Origin of the sequence: Vibrio sp. DW001 (assembly GCF_029016285.1) — a bacterium.
Classification (GTDB): Bacteria; Pseudomonadota; Gammaproteobacteria; order Enterobacterales; family Vibrionaceae; genus Vibrio.
Genome location: NZ_CP091975.1, coordinates 3,035,576 through 3,051,917, shown reverse-complemented (window position 1 = coordinate 3,051,917; position 16,342 = coordinate 3,035,576). Strand labels below are relative to the sequence as shown.

Here is a 16,342-nt window from a genome sequence, read left to right as displayed (position 1 = left end):
CCGTGAAACACCTGATATAAAAGGGAACTGGGCATCAGGTGTGATTTTTATGATACATAACAGGAATTCTCATTCGATATCCACTATTATGGCAAGAATGATTATTTAAAGTATCGGAATTCTGTAGTGTTAAACAAGCTTCGAACTCAATTAGTGCAAAATGCAGCGCAGATTTTGAGATCTCCAGTCCAAGTTTTCCCTAAACATTTACAAAACAAAATCTTAATCGAAGGGTTAAAACAAGTTTTCCATGAAGCCTTGGAAGATGGTGATTTTGAATTCCTCGAAGATAAATGGTTGAAAGTGACTATTTTGGATTTGAACCTGCAATGGTTTATTAGTTATCGAAATGATGAATTAGTTATTGCAAAAGACGCAGTCACTGAAGATGTGAGCTTTGCTGGTCAACTTAATGATTTGGTGTTAATTGTTGGTCGTAAAGAAGATCCTGACACTCTGTTTTTTCAAAGGCGTTTAAGAATTGAAGGCGACACAGAGCTCGGATTAGAGGTCAAGAATTTAATGGATAGTGTTGATCTTGATGCGCTACCAAAACCCCTTCAGTTATTTATTAATGAGTTAGCAGGCTTTGTTTATAAAGGGTTGCATAGCGAAAAAAATCAAGATGGAATGGCCAATGCTTATTAGAACCGAAGCTCCAGCAGACATATTACCTATTAACGCCTTGCTTAAATCTGCGTTTGAAACAAATGCAGAAGCTGAACTTGTTATGAGTTTAAGGGAAAATAGCCGATTTACGCTCTCACTGGTGGCGTGTACCGATGATGGAGAATTGGTTGGATATGCTCTTTTTACTCCAGTATCATTGAATGGCGAGCAACTTGGGTGGCAAGGTTTAGCGCCTGTAGCCGTGAAACGTGAGTTTCGTCATCAAGGTATCGCGGGTAACATGATTAAAGAAGGACTAGATTCTCTTTATGAATTTGGCTATTTAGGTTGTGTCGTGCTGGGTAATCCAGCATTTTATAGTGGGTTTGGTTTTGTCGACGCGACCTTATTTGATATGCGCTCGATATGGGAAGTGCCTGAAGGCGTCTTTCGTGTTAAAGAGTTAGCAGAGAATGAGTTCTTCGGTAAACAGGGCTTGATAGAATACAGCCCTGAATTTTCATTACTCTAATGATGAATAACAATACTAGCATGCAATATCTTGAAGAAATGGATATTCAGAATTGGGCATTACTTCACCCTTCAAGACTTTCTGGTTGTTCAATTGAAAACGTTGATATACCTGAGTCTTGCCAATTATTGTTGGTTTCACCCGAGAAACCTGAAGGTGACATTGTTTTCATGCTTGAAAAGGTGCTGAAAAGCATGCACTTAGAACTATCGCAAGCGATGCATATTTCCCCTGAACAGTTTAATTATCTAGGTTCCCATCAATTAAAATGGGTCTGGTTTGCTGGCTGTGATAAAACAGGGATACTCCATTTAAATACGCTTGTCTCTCCCGTGTTAACGAAGATAGATGGCAACAATCAAGAGCGACGAAACTTGTGGCAGAACATCTGTTCTTATGACAAATAAAATAGAGCCTTTAGCAGAAAATTTTCTGCAAGATGTGTGGCGGATTGAACAAGATGCGCATAGCCACCCTTGGGCACAGTCTATGATAAGCGATGTGACTAGCCGAGGAGCCTGTCATCATGTACTTCTGTGTGACGAAGAAGTCGTGGGTTACTTTTATGCCCAGAATATCGTCGGCGAGGTAACATTGCTCAATATTGCTATCGATCCGCAAAGGCAAGGGCAAGGACTGGGTAAAGTGCTTCTCGAATACTTTTTAATGATGTGTGAAGATGCGAAGGCTGAAAGTGTTTGGCTAGAGGTTCGAGAGAGTAATCAAAAGGCTCGTTCTTTATATGAGGCTTTAGGGTTTAATGAAGTTGATAGACGCTATAATTATTATCCTAGTAAAAAAGGGAAAGAGGATGCTGTTATCATGAGTTATCTGTTTTTTTAGAGCTAAGTAAATCACTGATTCAATCAGACCTCCACAGTAAGCCTGAATATATGTCATTGATTTTGTCCATCCTTCTAGCATATGACAAAATTTCGTCTGCTATATGCACACTGTTATTGTCTAAAGGGGCAAGATCGGACAAAATAGGCGCCAATTTCGATTAACTACTCAAAGTTAGCTTTTTACATTTTGTTTTAAGCGGTTTTGTATTGCAATTTAGAAGACCCGTATCCATGTCAAATAGCCCTTTTATAGGTGAAGTGTCTAAACGTAGAACCTTCGCGATCATCTCTCACCCAGATGCAGGTAAAACAACCATCACCGAAAAAGTGTTACTTTTCGGGCGCGCTATTCAATCTGCTGGTACTGTGAAAGGTCGAGGCTCAAACCAGCACGCTAAGTCAGACTGGATGGAGATGGAAAAAGAACGTGGTATTTCAGTGACAACTTCTGTAATGCAATTTCCATTTAACGGTAGTTTAGTTAACCTACTTGATACCCCAGGGCACGAAGATTTCTCTGAAGATACTTATCGGACGCTCACGGCTGTCGATTCTTGTTTAATGGTTATAGATTCAGCAAAGGGCGTTGAGGCCCGCACACGTAAACTGATGGAAGTTACGCGTTTGCGTGACACTCCTATAGTTACCTTTATGAATAAGCTAGACCGAGAAATTCGTGACCCTATGGAGCTTCTAGATGAAGTCGAAAGTGAATTAAAGATAGCGTGTGCTCCAATCTCTTGGCCGATAGGCTGTGGTAAAGAGTTTAAAGGTGTTTACCACATTCATAGGGACGAGACGTATCTCTATTCAACGGGACAAGGTCATACTATTCAAGAAGAAAAGATTATTAAAGGGTTAGGTAATCCTGAACTTGAAGCGGCTATTGGCGATGAACTTGCAGAACAGCTTAGAGATGAACTGGAATTGGTTATTGGTGCATCACATGAATTTGATCAAGAGTTGTTTCTTGCTGGAGAATTGACGCCGGTGTTCTTTGGTACGGCTCTTGGTAATTTTGGCGTGGACCATATGCTAGAGGGGTTAACACGTTGGGCCCCTCAGCCATTATCTCGCCAAGCCAATGAACGTGAAGTAAAAGCAACAGAAGAGAAGTTCTCCGGCTTCATATTTAAAATTCAAGCTAATATGGATCCAAAGCATCGAGACCGTATTGCGTTTATGCGTATAGTTTCCGGAACATACTCTCAGGGTATGAAGATGAATCACGTACGTTTAGGCAAACAGATAAATATCTCTGATGCTGTTACGTTTATGGCGGGTGATCGTTCTCGTGCAGAGCAAGCTTATGCGGGTGATATTATTGGCCTACATAATCATGGAACTATCCAAATTGGCGATACCTTTACTCAAGGAGAAACGCTTAAGTTCTCCGGTATTCCTAACTTTGCACCAGAATTATTTCGCCGTATTCGCTTAAGGGATCCGTTAAAACAGAAGCAATTACTCAAAGGGTTGGTCCAGCTCTCTGAAGAGGGGGCAGTACAGGTGTTCCGTCCTCTACAAAATAACGATCTTATCGTCGGTGCGGTAGGTGTGCTTCAGTTCGATGTCGTCGTCGCACGTTTGAAATCAGAGTACAACGTAGAAGCGATTTACGAGAGTGTTAATGTGGCAACGGCTCGTTGGATTGAATGTGATGACGAGAAGACACTGGATGAGTTTAGACGTAAAGGACAGGCGAACTTGGCTCTTGATGGTGGTAATAATCTCTCTTATATTGCGCCAACTATGGTAAATCTAAACCTAGCTCAAGAGCGTTTCCCTGATATCCAATTCAGAGCGACACGCGAACACTAGTAGCATTGTTTAAATAATGTATAAAAAACGGAGCCAAATGGCTCCGTTTTTTTATCGCTCTAAAGCTGTTATTCACGCTCTTTGGTGTATGGAACACCAACCGCTTTTGGTCCAATGGCTTTACCAATGAAACCAGCAAGTAGGAATACGGTGAGAACATAAGGAATGGCTTCTATTGCTTGAACCGGAATCGGGAAGTCACCAATAGTTACCCCTTGCAAACGAATCGCCAGGGCATCAAGGAAGCCAAATAACAGACAAGCCGCCATTGCAGTAATAGGTTTCCACTTACCAAAGATCAATGCGGCTAGCGCCATATAACCCTTGCCTGCACTCATGTTTGGAATAAACTGTGCTGTCTGCCCAACAGAAAGGTACACACCGCCAATCCCGACTAAAGTTCCGCAAAGGATCATCGCAAGATAGCGCATTTTAACCACAGAAATACCAGCCGTATCAACAGCACTGGGTGATTCGCCTACAGCACGTAGTCTTAGACCAAAACGAGTTTTATACATGATAAACCACGTTAGAGGCACAATAAGAATAACAAGGTACTCTAGTGCGGAGTGACCACTTAATAGCTCTGAATAAAGGAGGCCAATTATAGGGGTGTCCGCTAATGAATCAGCGCCAGGTAAGTGGATTGGTGCAAAGCGTGCATCTCCAGATAGCGCTGGAGTTTGACCACCCTGATGGAACCAATGACGCCCCAAAGTAACAGTAAGGCCAGCCGCTAAAATATTTATCGCCATACCACTCACAACTTGATCACCTCTATGGGTTATCGAAGCAAAGCCGTGTAAGAGGGCAAGTAATATAGAGACAGAAATACCAGCAAACAACCCAAGCCATGCAGATCCAGTCACATGGGCTGCTGCTGCACCTGCAAACGCTGAAGCTAGCAATTTACCTTCTAAAGCGATGTTAACAATACCGGAGCGTTCACTTACCATACCCGCAAGTGCTGCCAATATGAGAGGAGTCGCAACACGTATGGTTGCATCAAGCATCAATATAATCGTTTCAAACATGATTAAGCTGCTCCAGTTTTAGTTTTACCGAACACTCTAAGATAAGTACGCTCGAGGGATGGTTGGAACATATGTTCTAATGCACCAGAGAAAAGAATAACCAATCCTTGCAATACCACAACGATATTTCGGTCTACACCGTATTCAAAACTCAGTTCTGCTCCACCTTGATAGAGAAAGCCAAATAGCAAACTGGCTAGTAATACCCCTACAGGATGATTACGTCCCATTAAGGCAACCGCAATACCTGTAAAACCGAATCCTTCTACAAAATTCAGTTTTATCTGATGCAGCTCTCCCTGAAGAACATTGAGACCAAAAAAGCCAGCTAGCATGCCAGATATCAGCATGGTGATAACCACGACTCGTACGTAATTAATACCAGCGTATCCAGATGCAGATGGGTTTGCACCAACCGCTCTTAATTCATAGCCCCAACGTGTATGCCATATAAACAACCAAACAAAAACACAGCAGAGTAGAGCAAATACAAAACTCAAGTTTAGTGGGCTAGGGGCAATGTCGAATCCAAACACTGCAACCATTTCGTGCATTTTTGGTAGCCAACTGCTGACGGCAAAAACCCTACTTTCTGTGGCCATCGTGTTTTCAGGTTTTAAAACATCGACTAAAAGATAAGCCATCAATGAGGCGGCAATAAAGTTAAACATAATCGTGGTAATCACGATATGTGAACCTCTTTTCGCCTGTAGGTAAGCAGGGATGAAGGCCCATGCGGCACCAAAGAGCCCACCGACGATAATCGCGACAGGGAAAGTGATATACCAAGGCGCATATTCACCTAAGGTAAGGCAGACTAAGCCAACACCTAGGCCACCAATATAGGCTTGTCCTTCTCCACCGATATTGAAAAGGCTGGCATTAAATGCCACCGATACTGCAAGTCCAGTAAAAATAAAACCAGTGGCGTAATATAGCGTATAACCAAAACCTTCAGCGTAACCAAATGCACCGGTCCACATCACTTTGGCGGCGTCGATAGGGCTAATGTCTATATAAATAAACAATAACGCTGAAACTAAAAATGCCACCATTACATTTATGGCAGGCAGTAACGCAACGGTTACCCAAGCAGGAATTTTAGCCTGACTCATGATGCTTCTCCTTGGGATTCACTGTTGTTTTTAAGATGTTCAGGCATGATGTTCGCCATCATTAATCCTAGTGTTTTTTCATCGGCTTGGTCTGCTTGTACTTCACCAACAATGTTGCCGTCAAACACCACGATAATACGGTCTGCAAGACTTAATATTTCATCTAGTTCGACAGAAACGAGTAATACAGCTTTGCCTGCGTCGCGGCTCATTATTATCTGTTGGTGGATATATTCGATGGCACCGATATCAACACCGCGAGTGGGTTGACCAACGAGTAGAACGTTAGGATTCTCTTCCATTTCTCTTGCAATAACGAGTTTCTGCTGATTGCCGCCAGAGAAATTGGCTGTCTTGAGCGTGACATCATTTGGGCGAACATCCCATTTGTCCATGCTAGACTGACAAAGCGTTTTAATCGATTCTTTATCTTGGAGTAAACCTTTATTGTATTTTGGTAGATTATGATAACCAAGAATATAAGCTTCTTGTGCTTCAAACTTGTTAATTAAGCCTTGTTTATGCCTATCTTCCGGAATATGCCCAACACCCATAGCACGAACTTGTTGTGGGTCGCTAGGTTTTTCAGCCGTAAGGATATTGCCATTAAGTTCAATGCTCCCTGACGCTGGTTTTAGGATGCCAGAAAGCAGGCCGAGGATTTCAGATTGACCGTTACCAGAGACACCAGCAATACCGACAATCTCACCCTCACGAACGGAAAAGCTGATCTCTTTTATTCTTTGCACTTTGCTATGATCAAAGTAACTCAGTTTATTGACCTTGATTCGAGCTTGTTTTGGTTGTGCTGGTTGTTTTTCTACTTTAAGTCGAACTTTACGTCCAACCATGAGTTCAGCAAGTTGATCTTGATTAGTATCTGCAGTCACAACATGGTCAACCATCGTACCTTGGCGCATCACAGATATGTTATCTGTGATGGCGAGGACCTCACGCAATTTATGCGTAATAATCATAACGGTGGTGCCTTGTGCACGAAGCTTGTCAAGGATAGTGAAAAGGTGGTCGGCTTCTTGTGGTGTTAGTACACCTGTAGGCTCATCAAGTATAAGTATTTTGGCATCACGATATAATGCTTTTAGAATTTCCACGCGTTGTTGTAAACCTACAGGTAAATCTCCCACAATCGCGTCAAGAGGAACCTCTAAGCCATAATCTTTTTCAATTTGAACGAGCTTTTTACGAGCAGATTTCAAGCTCTCTTCTAATTTCCAGCCATTCTCTGCGCCTAAAATAATGTTTTCCAAAACGGTGAAAGTTTCCACCAACATGAAATGCTGATGAACCATACCAATACCGGAACTAATTGCTTCTTGAGAATTGGATGGTTTGTAGTTTTTATTATTAACGAGCATAGAGCCGGTATCGGCATGGTAAAAACCGTAAATGATGCTCATTAACGTGGATTTACCCGCACCATTTTCACCGATAATGCCGTGAATGGTGCCCGCGGGAACTTTAAGATCAATATCACGGTTGGCGTGTACTGCGCCAAAACGCTTATTTATCTGATTTAGTTCAATGGCAAAATTTTGAACTTGAGTCACGTGAAATTCCTGAACTGCAAAATAAAAATGAGTACGCCGTTGCTTAAAGTTTTTGAACTAAGAGCAACGGCGTAAAGATCATCTAATAACTGATAACTTTATGATTAGTAGTTACAAGTATTGTCTGACATGTAGTCATGTACAGCGATCTTTCCTGAGATGATGTCTGCTTCAATACCTTCCACATACGCTTTCATTTCTGGAGTAATTAGGCCTTCGTTGTTTGAGTCTAGAGCCCAAGCAACACCACCCTCTTTAAGACCAAGAACTTTAATCCCTGGTTTCCATTTTCCATCCATGTCTGCAATCCAAGCATCTTTGGCTGCAATACCAACACGTTTAACCATAGACGTTAGCATGGTGCCTGGCTGAAGATGGTTTTGGTTAGCATCAACACCGATAGCGAATTTACCCGCATCTTTTGCTGCTTGATAAACACCAAGGCCAGTACCACCAGCGGCCGCGTAAATTACGTCAGCGCCTTTAGAGAACTGTGATTTAGCAAGTTCAGAACCCTTTGCTGGGTCAGCAAAAGCAGCAGGAGTTGAACCTGTCATGTTTTGAAGCACTGTAGCATCAGCGTTAGCGTATTTTGCACCTTGCTCATAACCACAAGCAAACTTACGAATTAGTGGAATATCCATACCACCAATAAAACCAACGGTTGCCGTTTTAGATTGTTTTGCGGCTAAAGCACCAACAAGGAATGAACCTTCATGCTCTTTAAACACAATAGACTGAACGTTTGGCTTATCAACGACCATATCAATGATGGTGAATTTGATTTCAGGGAACTCAGTAGCCACTTTCTCTACTGCTGACGCCATGTTGAATCCAACTGCTACGATTGGGCTAAAACCGCGGCTTGCTAAACGTCGAAGACCTTGTTCACGCTGAGCTTCATTTTGTGGCTCAAATTCGCGAACTTTAATGCCTTTTTCAGTTTCTAATACTTTCACACCATTTTGATAAACAGCTTCGTTAAAAGACTTGTCAAATTTGCCTGCTGTATCGTAAATAACGGCTGGTTTTGGTGCTGCGAACACGCTAAAAGAAGATACTGCTAGTGCTAATGCAGATAGCTTAAGAGTAGTTTTTTTCACTGTAAGAATCCCTATGTTTTTATCCCAAACTCAAACGAACAAATGAGTGCCATTTATATTTATATGCAACTGCGTTGATGGTCTTGTGCAATTATGTACACATAAACAGTTATCGCCCGTAAGTTTATCGTTTGCTTGGCAAAAAAAAAAGCGTTTCGCTCACAGGTAAACTAGGTAATAGAACATCGTAGTACGATAATTCTTGGTCTGGATCACGTTTTCGTGGGGTAGGGTGTCTTGGTTGCATTCCAGCTCTGGATTCTAGCTCTCACAAATTAGGCGTTTTCTAGAAGAAAAGGTAAGAATAAAGGCTAAAGGGATATAGGGTTACTGAAAGAGTGTGTTGGTTTTTAGGAGATATGATTATGATCAAGAATTTTAAAAAGGCCATTAAGCGTTATGATGAATGGTGTAAATCGCTTGGTTTAACACCAGAACAAAAACGTTGCTGTGTACCAATAAAAAAAGAAGATATTTTTGAGCCAAAAGAGAAAAAAAATGAATGAGGATCATATAAAACTTTTCGATACACACTGCCATTTAGATAGAGATGAATTCTTAGAAGATGTAGAAGAAGAGATCGCTATAGCAAGGCGATTTGGGGTTGTTAAGTTTCTTGTTCCTGGTTGTGGCGCTTTTAATTGGAAAAGAGTAGAGATGCTCAGCAATACTAGTAGAGGAGTGTTTTTCTCTCTGGGGTTGCATCCCTATTTCATTGACCAGCATTTGGATGAACATATTGAATTATTGGATACATTATTATCAGGCAGAAGTAGTCGTTGTGTTGCTGTAGGAGAATGTGGGCTAGATTTTTATCAATCTCGCAAGTCCGAGGGGGTTCAAAAACAGTTATTTATAGAACAGATTAGATTAGCCAATAAATACCATCTTCCATTGATTCTCCATTCCAGAAAGGCACACCAAGATATAATCAAGTTACTGAAAAAAAATAAAGCTCGCTATGGTGGAGTGATTCATGCTTTTACCGGGAGTTATCAGCAGGCAATGGAATATATTAACCTCGGTTTTCATATTGGTGTTGGTGGGTCGATTACATACCCTAGAGCCAAAAAGACACGTGACGCCATTTCTCAATTACCTCTTCGTTCGTTGGTGTTAGAAACGGATTCACCTGACATGCCGATTTTGGGTCGCCAAGGTGAAATAAATCACCCCAAGAATTTAAAACTCATACTAAATGAACTGAACGTGCTCCGAAGTGAATCTGAGCAAACGATTGCAGAGCAGGTTTTTGAAAATAGCAAGTCGATGTATGCAATTTGTGAACGAGAATGTAGTTAAATGTTTCATTGTTGAACGTTTTCTGATGTAAATGCGATTGCGTTCACACTTCTGTATGAATCAATGGTGAGTGCAGTACAAAAGTGTGACTTTGCCATTACTTTATATCTTGGGGTCTGTTTATAATCGCCTCGCTTTTTAGCACCAATTTTATCACACGCCATTTAACTAAATAAGGAAGCCATAAACCATGAGCCTGTTTATGAGCCTAATCGGCATGGTAGTACTCATTGCAATCGCAGTACTTCTATCCGACAACCGCAAAGCAATAAATGTAAGAACTGTGGGTGGTGCATTCGCTATCCAATTTATTCTAGGTGCATTCGTACTATACGTGCCTTGGGGTAAAGATTTACTCGGTGGTTTCTCTAGCGGTGTCGCTAGCGTGATCGATTTCGGCAAAAGCGGTACTAGTTTCCTTTTCGGTAACCTAGTGAGCTTTTCAGTAGATGGTCTTGGTTTTATTTTCGCATTCCAAGTGCTACCTACACTAATCTTCTTCTCTTCACTAATATCTGTGCTTTACTACATCGGCGCAATGCAGTGGGTAATCAAAATTCTTGGTGGCGCATTAGAAAAAGCTTTGGGTACGTCTCAAGCTGAATCTATGTCCGCAGCAGCTAACATTTTCGTAGGTCAAACTGAAGCACCTTTAGTGGTTCGTCCGTTTGTTCCTAAAATGACTCAATCTGAGCTGTTTGCAGTAATGTGTGGTGGTTTAGCGTCAGTAGCAGGTGGTGTACTTGCTGGGTATGCTTCAATGGGTGTTCCTCTAGAATACCTAGTCGCAGCCTCTTTCATGGCCGCACCTGGTGGATTACTGTTTGCTAAGATAATCAAACCTGAAACTGAAGAATTTGCTAGTGATGTTGCAGATGCTCTTGACGGTGGCGATGATAAACCTGCTAACGTTATTGATGCAGCTGCTGGCGGCGCGTCTGCTGGTTTGCAACTTGCGCTTAACGTAGGTGCAATGCTTATCGCATTCATCGGCCTAATTGCGCTAGTCAACGGTATCCTTGGTGGCATCGGTGGTTGGTTCGGTATGGAATCATTAAGCCTAGAACTTCTTCTTGGTTGGATCTTCGCTCCTCTTGCATTCCTTATCGGTGTGCCTTGGGAAGAAGCGACACTGGCGGGTTCTTTCATCGGTCAGAAAACTATCGTTAACGAATTCGTTGCTTACTTGAACTTTGTACCGTACGTGGGTGAAAATGCTCAGGTAGTCGCGGCAACAGGTCTAGTAATGACTGAGAAAACGACGGCAATCATCTCGTTCGCACTATGTGGTTTTGCAAACTTATCATCTATCGCCATTCTATTAGGTGGTTTGGGTGGTATTGCACCAGGTCGTCGCCATGATATCGCACGTATGGGTATTAAAGCGGTTGTTGCTGGTACATTGTCTAACCTAATGGCTGCAACTATTGCTGGTTTCTGTATCTCTCTTGCTGCATTCTAAGTTTGTCGCAATATAGAGAACAGTACAGATAATGCTGAATCAAAACCGTAGCAAGAAATTGCTACGGTTTTTTGTTGTCTTAAGCCAAACAAAATTGAAAAACAGTTACGCCACAGCGTTTATTTGAACTTTTTTGAGATACAAAACGTTTGCGTTAAATGATACCCCTATCACATTCTGTTGTAATGGCTATAATATATACATCTGGAAAACGTATTAGCTTGTGATCTGGATAGATAGAAAAACGAGAACACAAGCAAGTGAATACGTCATATTTTTCCAGTAGGTAATACACGACGTATTACCTTAGATAAACACCGCAATCACAGATTGTTGTGCCATTAGACAAATTGGTACTGTGCGGTGACAGGGATAGCAATTAGTAGGTTGATTCGACGGAATCGTTACTAAGTCTTCAAGGAACCAAGTCCGTTCATTTCGTAACCTAAAAGCGATTCATACACTACCATCTATACTAGATTGGACTGAGTACGCTTTTCGGTAAACAAATTGAATATTTTGATCGGAGATAGAAATGAGCGAATTAAAAGCTGCAGCTCTACGTGCACTAAAACTTATGGATTTAACGACGCTAAATGATGACGACACTGATGAAAAAGTGATTGCGCTTTGTCATGATGCGAAAACAGCGGTAGGTAATACGGCTGCGATATGTATATACCCTCGTTTTATACCAATTGCTAAGAAAACACTTCGTGAACAAGGTACGCCTGACGTTCGCATTGCAACGGTTACAAACTTTCCTCATGGTAATGACGACATTGCTATCGCAGTAGCAGAGACAAAAGCGGCTATCGCTTATGGCGCTGATGAAGTTGATGTTGTATTCCCTTACCGTACGCTTATTGCTGGGGATGAGAAGACAGGTTTTGAGTTGGTAAAACAATGTAAAGAAGCGTGTGGTGATACTTTACTAAAAGTGATCATAGAAACGGGTGAACTTAGAACAGAAGCACTCATTAAGCGCGCGTCAGAGCTTTCTATTGACGCTGGTGCAAATTTCATTAAAACGTCGACGGGTAAAGTGCCTGTTAATGCGACACCAGAAGCAGCAGAAATAATGTTGAAAGTTATTCGCGATATGGGTGTAGCTGAAAAGGTTGGCTTCAAACCAGCGGGTGGAGTACGAACAGCTGAAGATGCTGCTGCCTTTCTTGCGATGGCAGACGATATTCTTGGTGCTGAATGGGCGGATAATATGCATTACCGCTTTGGTGCATCAAGCTTATTAACTAGCTTACTCAATACATTAGAAGTAACGAAAGAAGTTGCGGATCCAAGCGCTTACTAAATAGAAGAAAACGCCCCTAGGGATAGGTTCTCGTAAACTATCGTATCTTTAGGGGAATGATTCCTTTTTTTAATTTTAAAGCAGGACAATTCTAATGTACTTACCACAAGAAATTATCCGTAAAAAGCGCGATGGCGAAGTGTTGACGAATGAAGAAATAGATTTTTTCATTCAAGGTGTCGCAAAAAACACAGTATCTGAAGGTCAAATAGCCGCTTTTGCAATGGCTATATTTTTTAATGAAATGACGATGCCTGAACGTATTGCCTTAACTTGTGCAATGCGAGATTCTGGCATGGTCATCGATTGGGACCACATGAATTTTGGTGGCCCGATAGTAGACAAACATTCTACCGGTGGTGTCGGTGACGTAACCTCTTTAATGCTTGGCCCTATGGTGGCAGCATGTGGCGGTTTTGTCCCTATGATATCGGGTCGAGGCCTTGGTCACACTGGTGGTACTCTAGATAAGCTTGAATCTATACCTGGTTATAATATAACGCCAACCAATGAAGTATTCGGCCAAGTGACAAAAGAAGCTGGCGTTGCCATTATTGGTCAAACGGGTGACTTAGCACCAGCGGACAAACGTGTGTATGCAACTCGTGATATCACAGCGACCGTTGATAATATTTCTCTAATTACGGCTTCTATTCTTTCTAAGAAGCTAGCCGCAGGATTAGAATCTCTAGTAATGGATGTGAAAGTCGGTTCAGGTGCATTTATGCCGACCTATGAAGCATCTGAAGAGTTAGCAAAGTCAATTGTTGCCGTTGCTAATGGTGCTGGAACCAAGACAACAGCAATCTTAACCGATATGAACCAAGTACTGGCGTCTTCCGCGGGGAATGCCGTTGAAGTTCGTGAAGCCGTTCAGTTCTTAACGGGTGAATATCGAAATCCGCGCCTATTTGAAGTGACAATGGCATCATGTGTTGAAATGTTAGTATTAGCTAAATTGGCAACAGATGAAGATGATGCGCGCAAGAAGCTACAAGCCGTATTAGATAACGGTAGCGCAGCACATTGCTTTGGTAAAATGGTGGCGGGCCTAGGTGGTCCAATCGATTTTGTTGAAAACTACGATAACTATCTCGATAAAGCTGAAATTATCAAGCCTGTTTATGCAAAAGAGAGTGGTGTTGTATCCGCTATGGATACTCGAGCAATCGGTATGGCAGTTGTTGGTATGGGTGGAGGCCGTCGTGTTGCAACCGACACGATCGACTATGCTGTAGGTTTTAATCGCTTTATTCGTTTAGGTGAAACGGCTAATGAAGACAAACCTTTAGCCATCATTCACGCACGCAATGAAGAGCAGTGGCAAGAAGCAGCAACGGCGTTACAGAAAGCCATTGTTGTAGGTAATGCCCCATATATTTCAACCCCAAATGTGTACCGCCAAATACGCGCGGAAGATGTGTGATTTTGCCCATTATTCAGGTGACCACATTGACTATTTCTTCTGACGGAGAGCAAAAATGAAAAGATCAATTATTTTAGTTTTAGATTCATTTGGTATTGGCGCGACAGCCGATGCGGACAAATTTGGCGATGTTGGCTCAGATACTCTTGGACACATTGCAGAACACTGTGCAAAAGGATTGGCTGACAACGAAAACCGTAAAGGGCCACTTACGTTACCAAACCTTTCTAAGATGGGGCTTGGCCTAGCATCTCAAGAGTCAACAGGACGCTTTCCTGAAGGCTTAGATGAGCACGCTGAGATTATCGGTGCGTATGGTCATGCGGCTGAGATGTCTTCAGGTAAAGATACACCATCTGGTCATTGGGAAATCGCTGGTGTTCCTGTGTTATTTGACTGGGGGTATTTCTCTGATAATACCAACAGCTTTCCAGAAGTCCTGTTAGATAAAATTGTAAAACGTGCGAACTTACCCGGTTACCTGGGAAACTGTCATTCATCTGGTACGGTTGTTCTTGACGAGTTGGGTGAAGAACATATGGCTTCAGGAAAGCCGATTTTTTATACCTCTGCAGATTCAGTATTCCAGATCGCGTGTCATGAAGAGACATATGGCCTAGATAACTTATTAGATCTTTGTCACATTGTTCGCGAAGAGCTTGAAGATTACAATATTGGTCGCGTAATTGCTCGTCCATTTATTGGTGCGAAAGCGGGCGAATTTGCACGTACGGGAAACCGCCGTGACTTATCTTTAGAGCCACCAGCCACGACTGTTCTGCAAAAGCTTGTAGAAGAAAAAGGTGGAGAAGTAGTATCGATAGGTAAGATAGCCGATATTTATGCGGGCTGCGGGATCACCAAGAAAGTGAAGAAAACGGGTCTAGAAGAGCTATTTGATGCGTCTTTAGAACAAGTAAAAGAAGCAGGTGATAATACTATTATATTCACTAACTTTGTCGATTTCGACTCGTCTTACGGCCATCGTCGTGATGTAGCAGGTTACGCTGCAGCGTTAGAATATTTTGATAAAAGACTTCCAGAGATGATAGAGATTCTTGAAGAAGATGATGTCTTGATACTGACGGCTGACCATGGTTGTGACCCAACCTGGCCAGGAAGTGACCATACTCGTGAACATATCCCTGTTCTTGTATATGGTAAAAAGATTCCAGCAGGTTCTTTAGGTCGCCGCGAGACGTTTGCGGACATTGGCCAGAGCCTAGCAGAGTATTTCGGTACCTCTGATATGGATTACGGAAAAAGCTTTTTGTAATAGAGCGTTGTTGGGTTGCCTCAGGTTACTCAACAACAGTTTATGATTGTTAGTTCCTGCACAATGTGTGCTTCTCTTAGGGCAAAGAACCTTAGAGATAGGAGCTATTTAAAACCTACAAAGGAATAAATTAATGGCAACTCCACATATTAACGCTGAAATGGGTGCTTTTGCTGATGTCGTTTTAATGCCAGGTGATCCACTACGTGCCAAATACATTGCGGAAACATTCTTAGACGACGTTGTTCAAGTGTGTGATGTTCGTAATATGTTTGGTTACACTGGTACATATAAAGGACGTAAGATCTCAGTTATGGGTCATGGAATGGGGATCCCATCATGTTCTATCTATGTTACTGAGCTAATCAAAGATTTTGGTGTTAAGAAAATTATTCGTGTAGGCAGTTGTGGCGCAGTAAGCGAAGACATCAAGGTTCGCGATGTTGTTATTGGTATGGGGGCAAGTACGGACTCTAAAGTTAACCGTATTCGTTTCAAAGGTCATGACTTTGCTGCTATTGCAGACTATAAAATGGTCAAGGCAGCTGAAGAAGCGGCAAAAGCTCGTGGTATCGACGTGAAAGTGGGCAACTTATTCTCAGCTGAACTTTTCTACACACCGGATCCAAGCATGTTCGACGTAATGGACAAGTACGGCATCGTTGGCGTTGAAATGGAAGCAGCAGGTATCTATGGTGTTGCGGCGGAGTATGGTGCCAAAGCATTAGCGATTTGTACCGTATCGGACCATATTAAGAGCGGTGAGCAAACCACTTCTGAAGAGCGTGCTACCACGTTTAATGAGATGATGCTAATAGCACTAGATTCAGTATTGCTGGGTGATAAAGACTAAAGTATCGATATGCTTCAAACTAAAAAGCTCTGATTTTAAATCAGAGCTTTTTTATGCAATCGTAGTGACAAAAATGGCCTAACG

General features: G+C 42.1%; 16 protein-coding genes. 12 read left to right on the top strand and 4 right to left on the bottom strand.

Annotated elements, in window-relative coordinates:
• Positions 1–126 precede the first annotated feature (126 nt).
• From L3V77_RS13940 to prfC, 5 genes are all read left to right on the top strand, one after another.
• Positions 127–648 (top strand): SCP2 domain-containing protein, encoded by a 522-nt coding sequence (locus L3V77_RS13940; protein ID WP_275134687.1) that lies wholly within the window; start codon positions 127–129, stop codon positions 646–648.
• The gene (locus L3V77_RS13935; protein WP_275134686.1) at positions 638–1,141 is read left to right on the top strand and encodes an N-acetyltransferase; all 504 of its coding nucleotides are present in this window, start codon (positions 638–640) and stop codon (positions 1,139–1,141) included. The genes L3V77_RS13940 and L3V77_RS13935 overlap by 11 nt, the downstream gene beginning before the upstream one ends.
• 2 nt (positions 1,142–1,143) lie before the next feature.
• Positions 1,144–1,548, top strand: coding sequence for a DNA polymerase III subunit psi (locus tag L3V77_RS13930; RefSeq protein ID WP_275136778.1), 405 nt, complete (start codon positions 1,144–1,146; stop codon positions 1,546–1,548).
• Positions 1,538–1,984 carry a ribosomal protein S18-alanine N-acetyltransferase gene (rimI, locus tag L3V77_RS13925; RefSeq protein ID WP_275134685.1) on the top strand — a complete coding sequence of 149 codons (447 nt, stop codon included), beginning with the start codon at positions 1,538–1,540 and terminating at the stop codon, positions 1,982–1,984. Before L3V77_RS13930 ends, rimI begins: the two co-directional genes overlap by 11 nt.
• 233 nt (positions 1,985–2,217) lie before the next feature.
• The gene (prfC, locus tag L3V77_RS13920; protein ID WP_275134684.1) at positions 2,218–3,807 is read left to right on the top strand and encodes a peptide chain release factor 3; all 1,590 of its coding nucleotides are present in this window, start codon (positions 2,218–2,220) and stop codon (positions 3,805–3,807) included.
• Between the two features lie 68 nt (positions 3,808–3,875).
• Here prfC and L3V77_RS13915 read toward each other — a convergent pair whose 3' ends face one another.
• The 4 genes from L3V77_RS13915 to L3V77_RS13900 all read right to left on the bottom strand — a co-directional run bounded on the left by L3V77_RS13915 (position 3,876) and on the right by L3V77_RS13900 (position 8,627).
• On the bottom strand, positions 3,876–4,841 hold the full coding sequence (locus L3V77_RS13915; protein WP_275134683.1) for an ABC transporter permease: 966 nt from the start codon (positions 4,839–4,841) through the stop codon (positions 3,876–3,878).
• Positions 4,842–4,843: 2 nt separating this feature from the next.
• The gene (locus L3V77_RS13910; protein WP_275134682.1) at positions 4,844–5,956 is read right to left on the bottom strand and encodes an ABC transporter permease; all 1,113 of its coding nucleotides are present in this window, start codon (positions 5,954–5,956) and stop codon (positions 4,844–4,846) included.
• Positions 5,953–7,524, bottom strand: coding sequence for an ABC transporter ATP-binding protein (locus L3V77_RS13905; RefSeq protein ID WP_275134681.1), 1,572 nt, complete (start codon positions 7,522–7,524; stop codon positions 5,953–5,955). Before L3V77_RS13905 ends, L3V77_RS13910 begins: the two co-directional genes overlap by 4 nt.
• A gap of 104 nt (positions 7,525–7,628) precedes the next feature.
• Positions 7,629–8,627, bottom strand: a complete 999-nt coding sequence (locus tag L3V77_RS13900) for a BMP family ABC transporter substrate-binding protein (protein ID WP_275134680.1) — start codon at positions 8,625–8,627, stop codon at positions 7,629–7,631.
• A 368-nt stretch (positions 8,628–8,995) separates the two neighbouring features.
• Between L3V77_RS13900 and L3V77_RS13895 the strand changes: the two genes are divergently transcribed.
• The 7 genes from L3V77_RS13895 (at position 8,996) to deoD (ending at position 16,258) form a co-directional block, all read left to right on the top strand.
• A complete protein-coding gene (locus L3V77_RS13895; RefSeq protein ID WP_275136777.1) occupies positions 8,996–9,133 on the top strand; it encodes a DUF5363 family protein in 138 nt (45 codons plus the stop codon).
• A gap of 7 nt (positions 9,134–9,140) precedes the next feature.
• Positions 9,141–9,929 (top strand): TatD family hydrolase, encoded by a 789-nt coding sequence (locus L3V77_RS13890; RefSeq protein ID WP_275136776.1) that lies wholly within the window; start codon positions 9,141–9,143, stop codon positions 9,927–9,929.
• A 190-nt stretch (positions 9,930–10,119) separates the two neighbouring features.
• Complete coding sequence (locus tag L3V77_RS13885; protein ID WP_195704183.1) at positions 10,120–11,391, top strand: NupC/NupG family nucleoside CNT transporter; 1,272 nt, start codon at positions 10,120–10,122, stop codon at positions 11,389–11,391.
• 535 nt (positions 11,392–11,926) lie between these two features.
• Positions 11,927–12,703 carry a deoxyribose-phosphate aldolase gene (gene deoC / locus L3V77_RS13880; RefSeq protein WP_275134679.1) on the top strand — a complete coding sequence of 259 codons (777 nt, stop codon included), beginning with the start codon at positions 11,927–11,929 and terminating at the stop codon, positions 12,701–12,703.
• 94 nt (positions 12,704–12,797) lie between these two features.
• The gene (gene deoA / locus L3V77_RS13875; protein WP_275134678.1) at positions 12,798–14,129 is read left to right on the top strand and encodes a thymidine phosphorylase; all 1,332 of its coding nucleotides are present in this window, start codon (positions 12,798–12,800) and stop codon (positions 14,127–14,129) included.
• Positions 14,130–14,184: 55 nt separating this feature from the next.
• The gene (gene deoB, locus L3V77_RS13870) at positions 14,185–15,405 is read left to right on the top strand and encodes a phosphopentomutase (RefSeq protein ID WP_275134677.1); all 1,221 of its coding nucleotides are present in this window, start codon (positions 14,185–14,187) and stop codon (positions 15,403–15,405) included.
• Between the two features lie 133 nt (positions 15,406–15,538).
• The gene (gene deoD, locus L3V77_RS13865) at positions 15,539–16,258 is read left to right on the top strand and encodes a purine-nucleoside phosphorylase (RefSeq protein WP_275134676.1); all 720 of its coding nucleotides are present in this window, start codon (positions 15,539–15,541) and stop codon (positions 16,256–16,258) included.
• Positions 16,259–16,342: the final 84 nt, after the last annotated feature.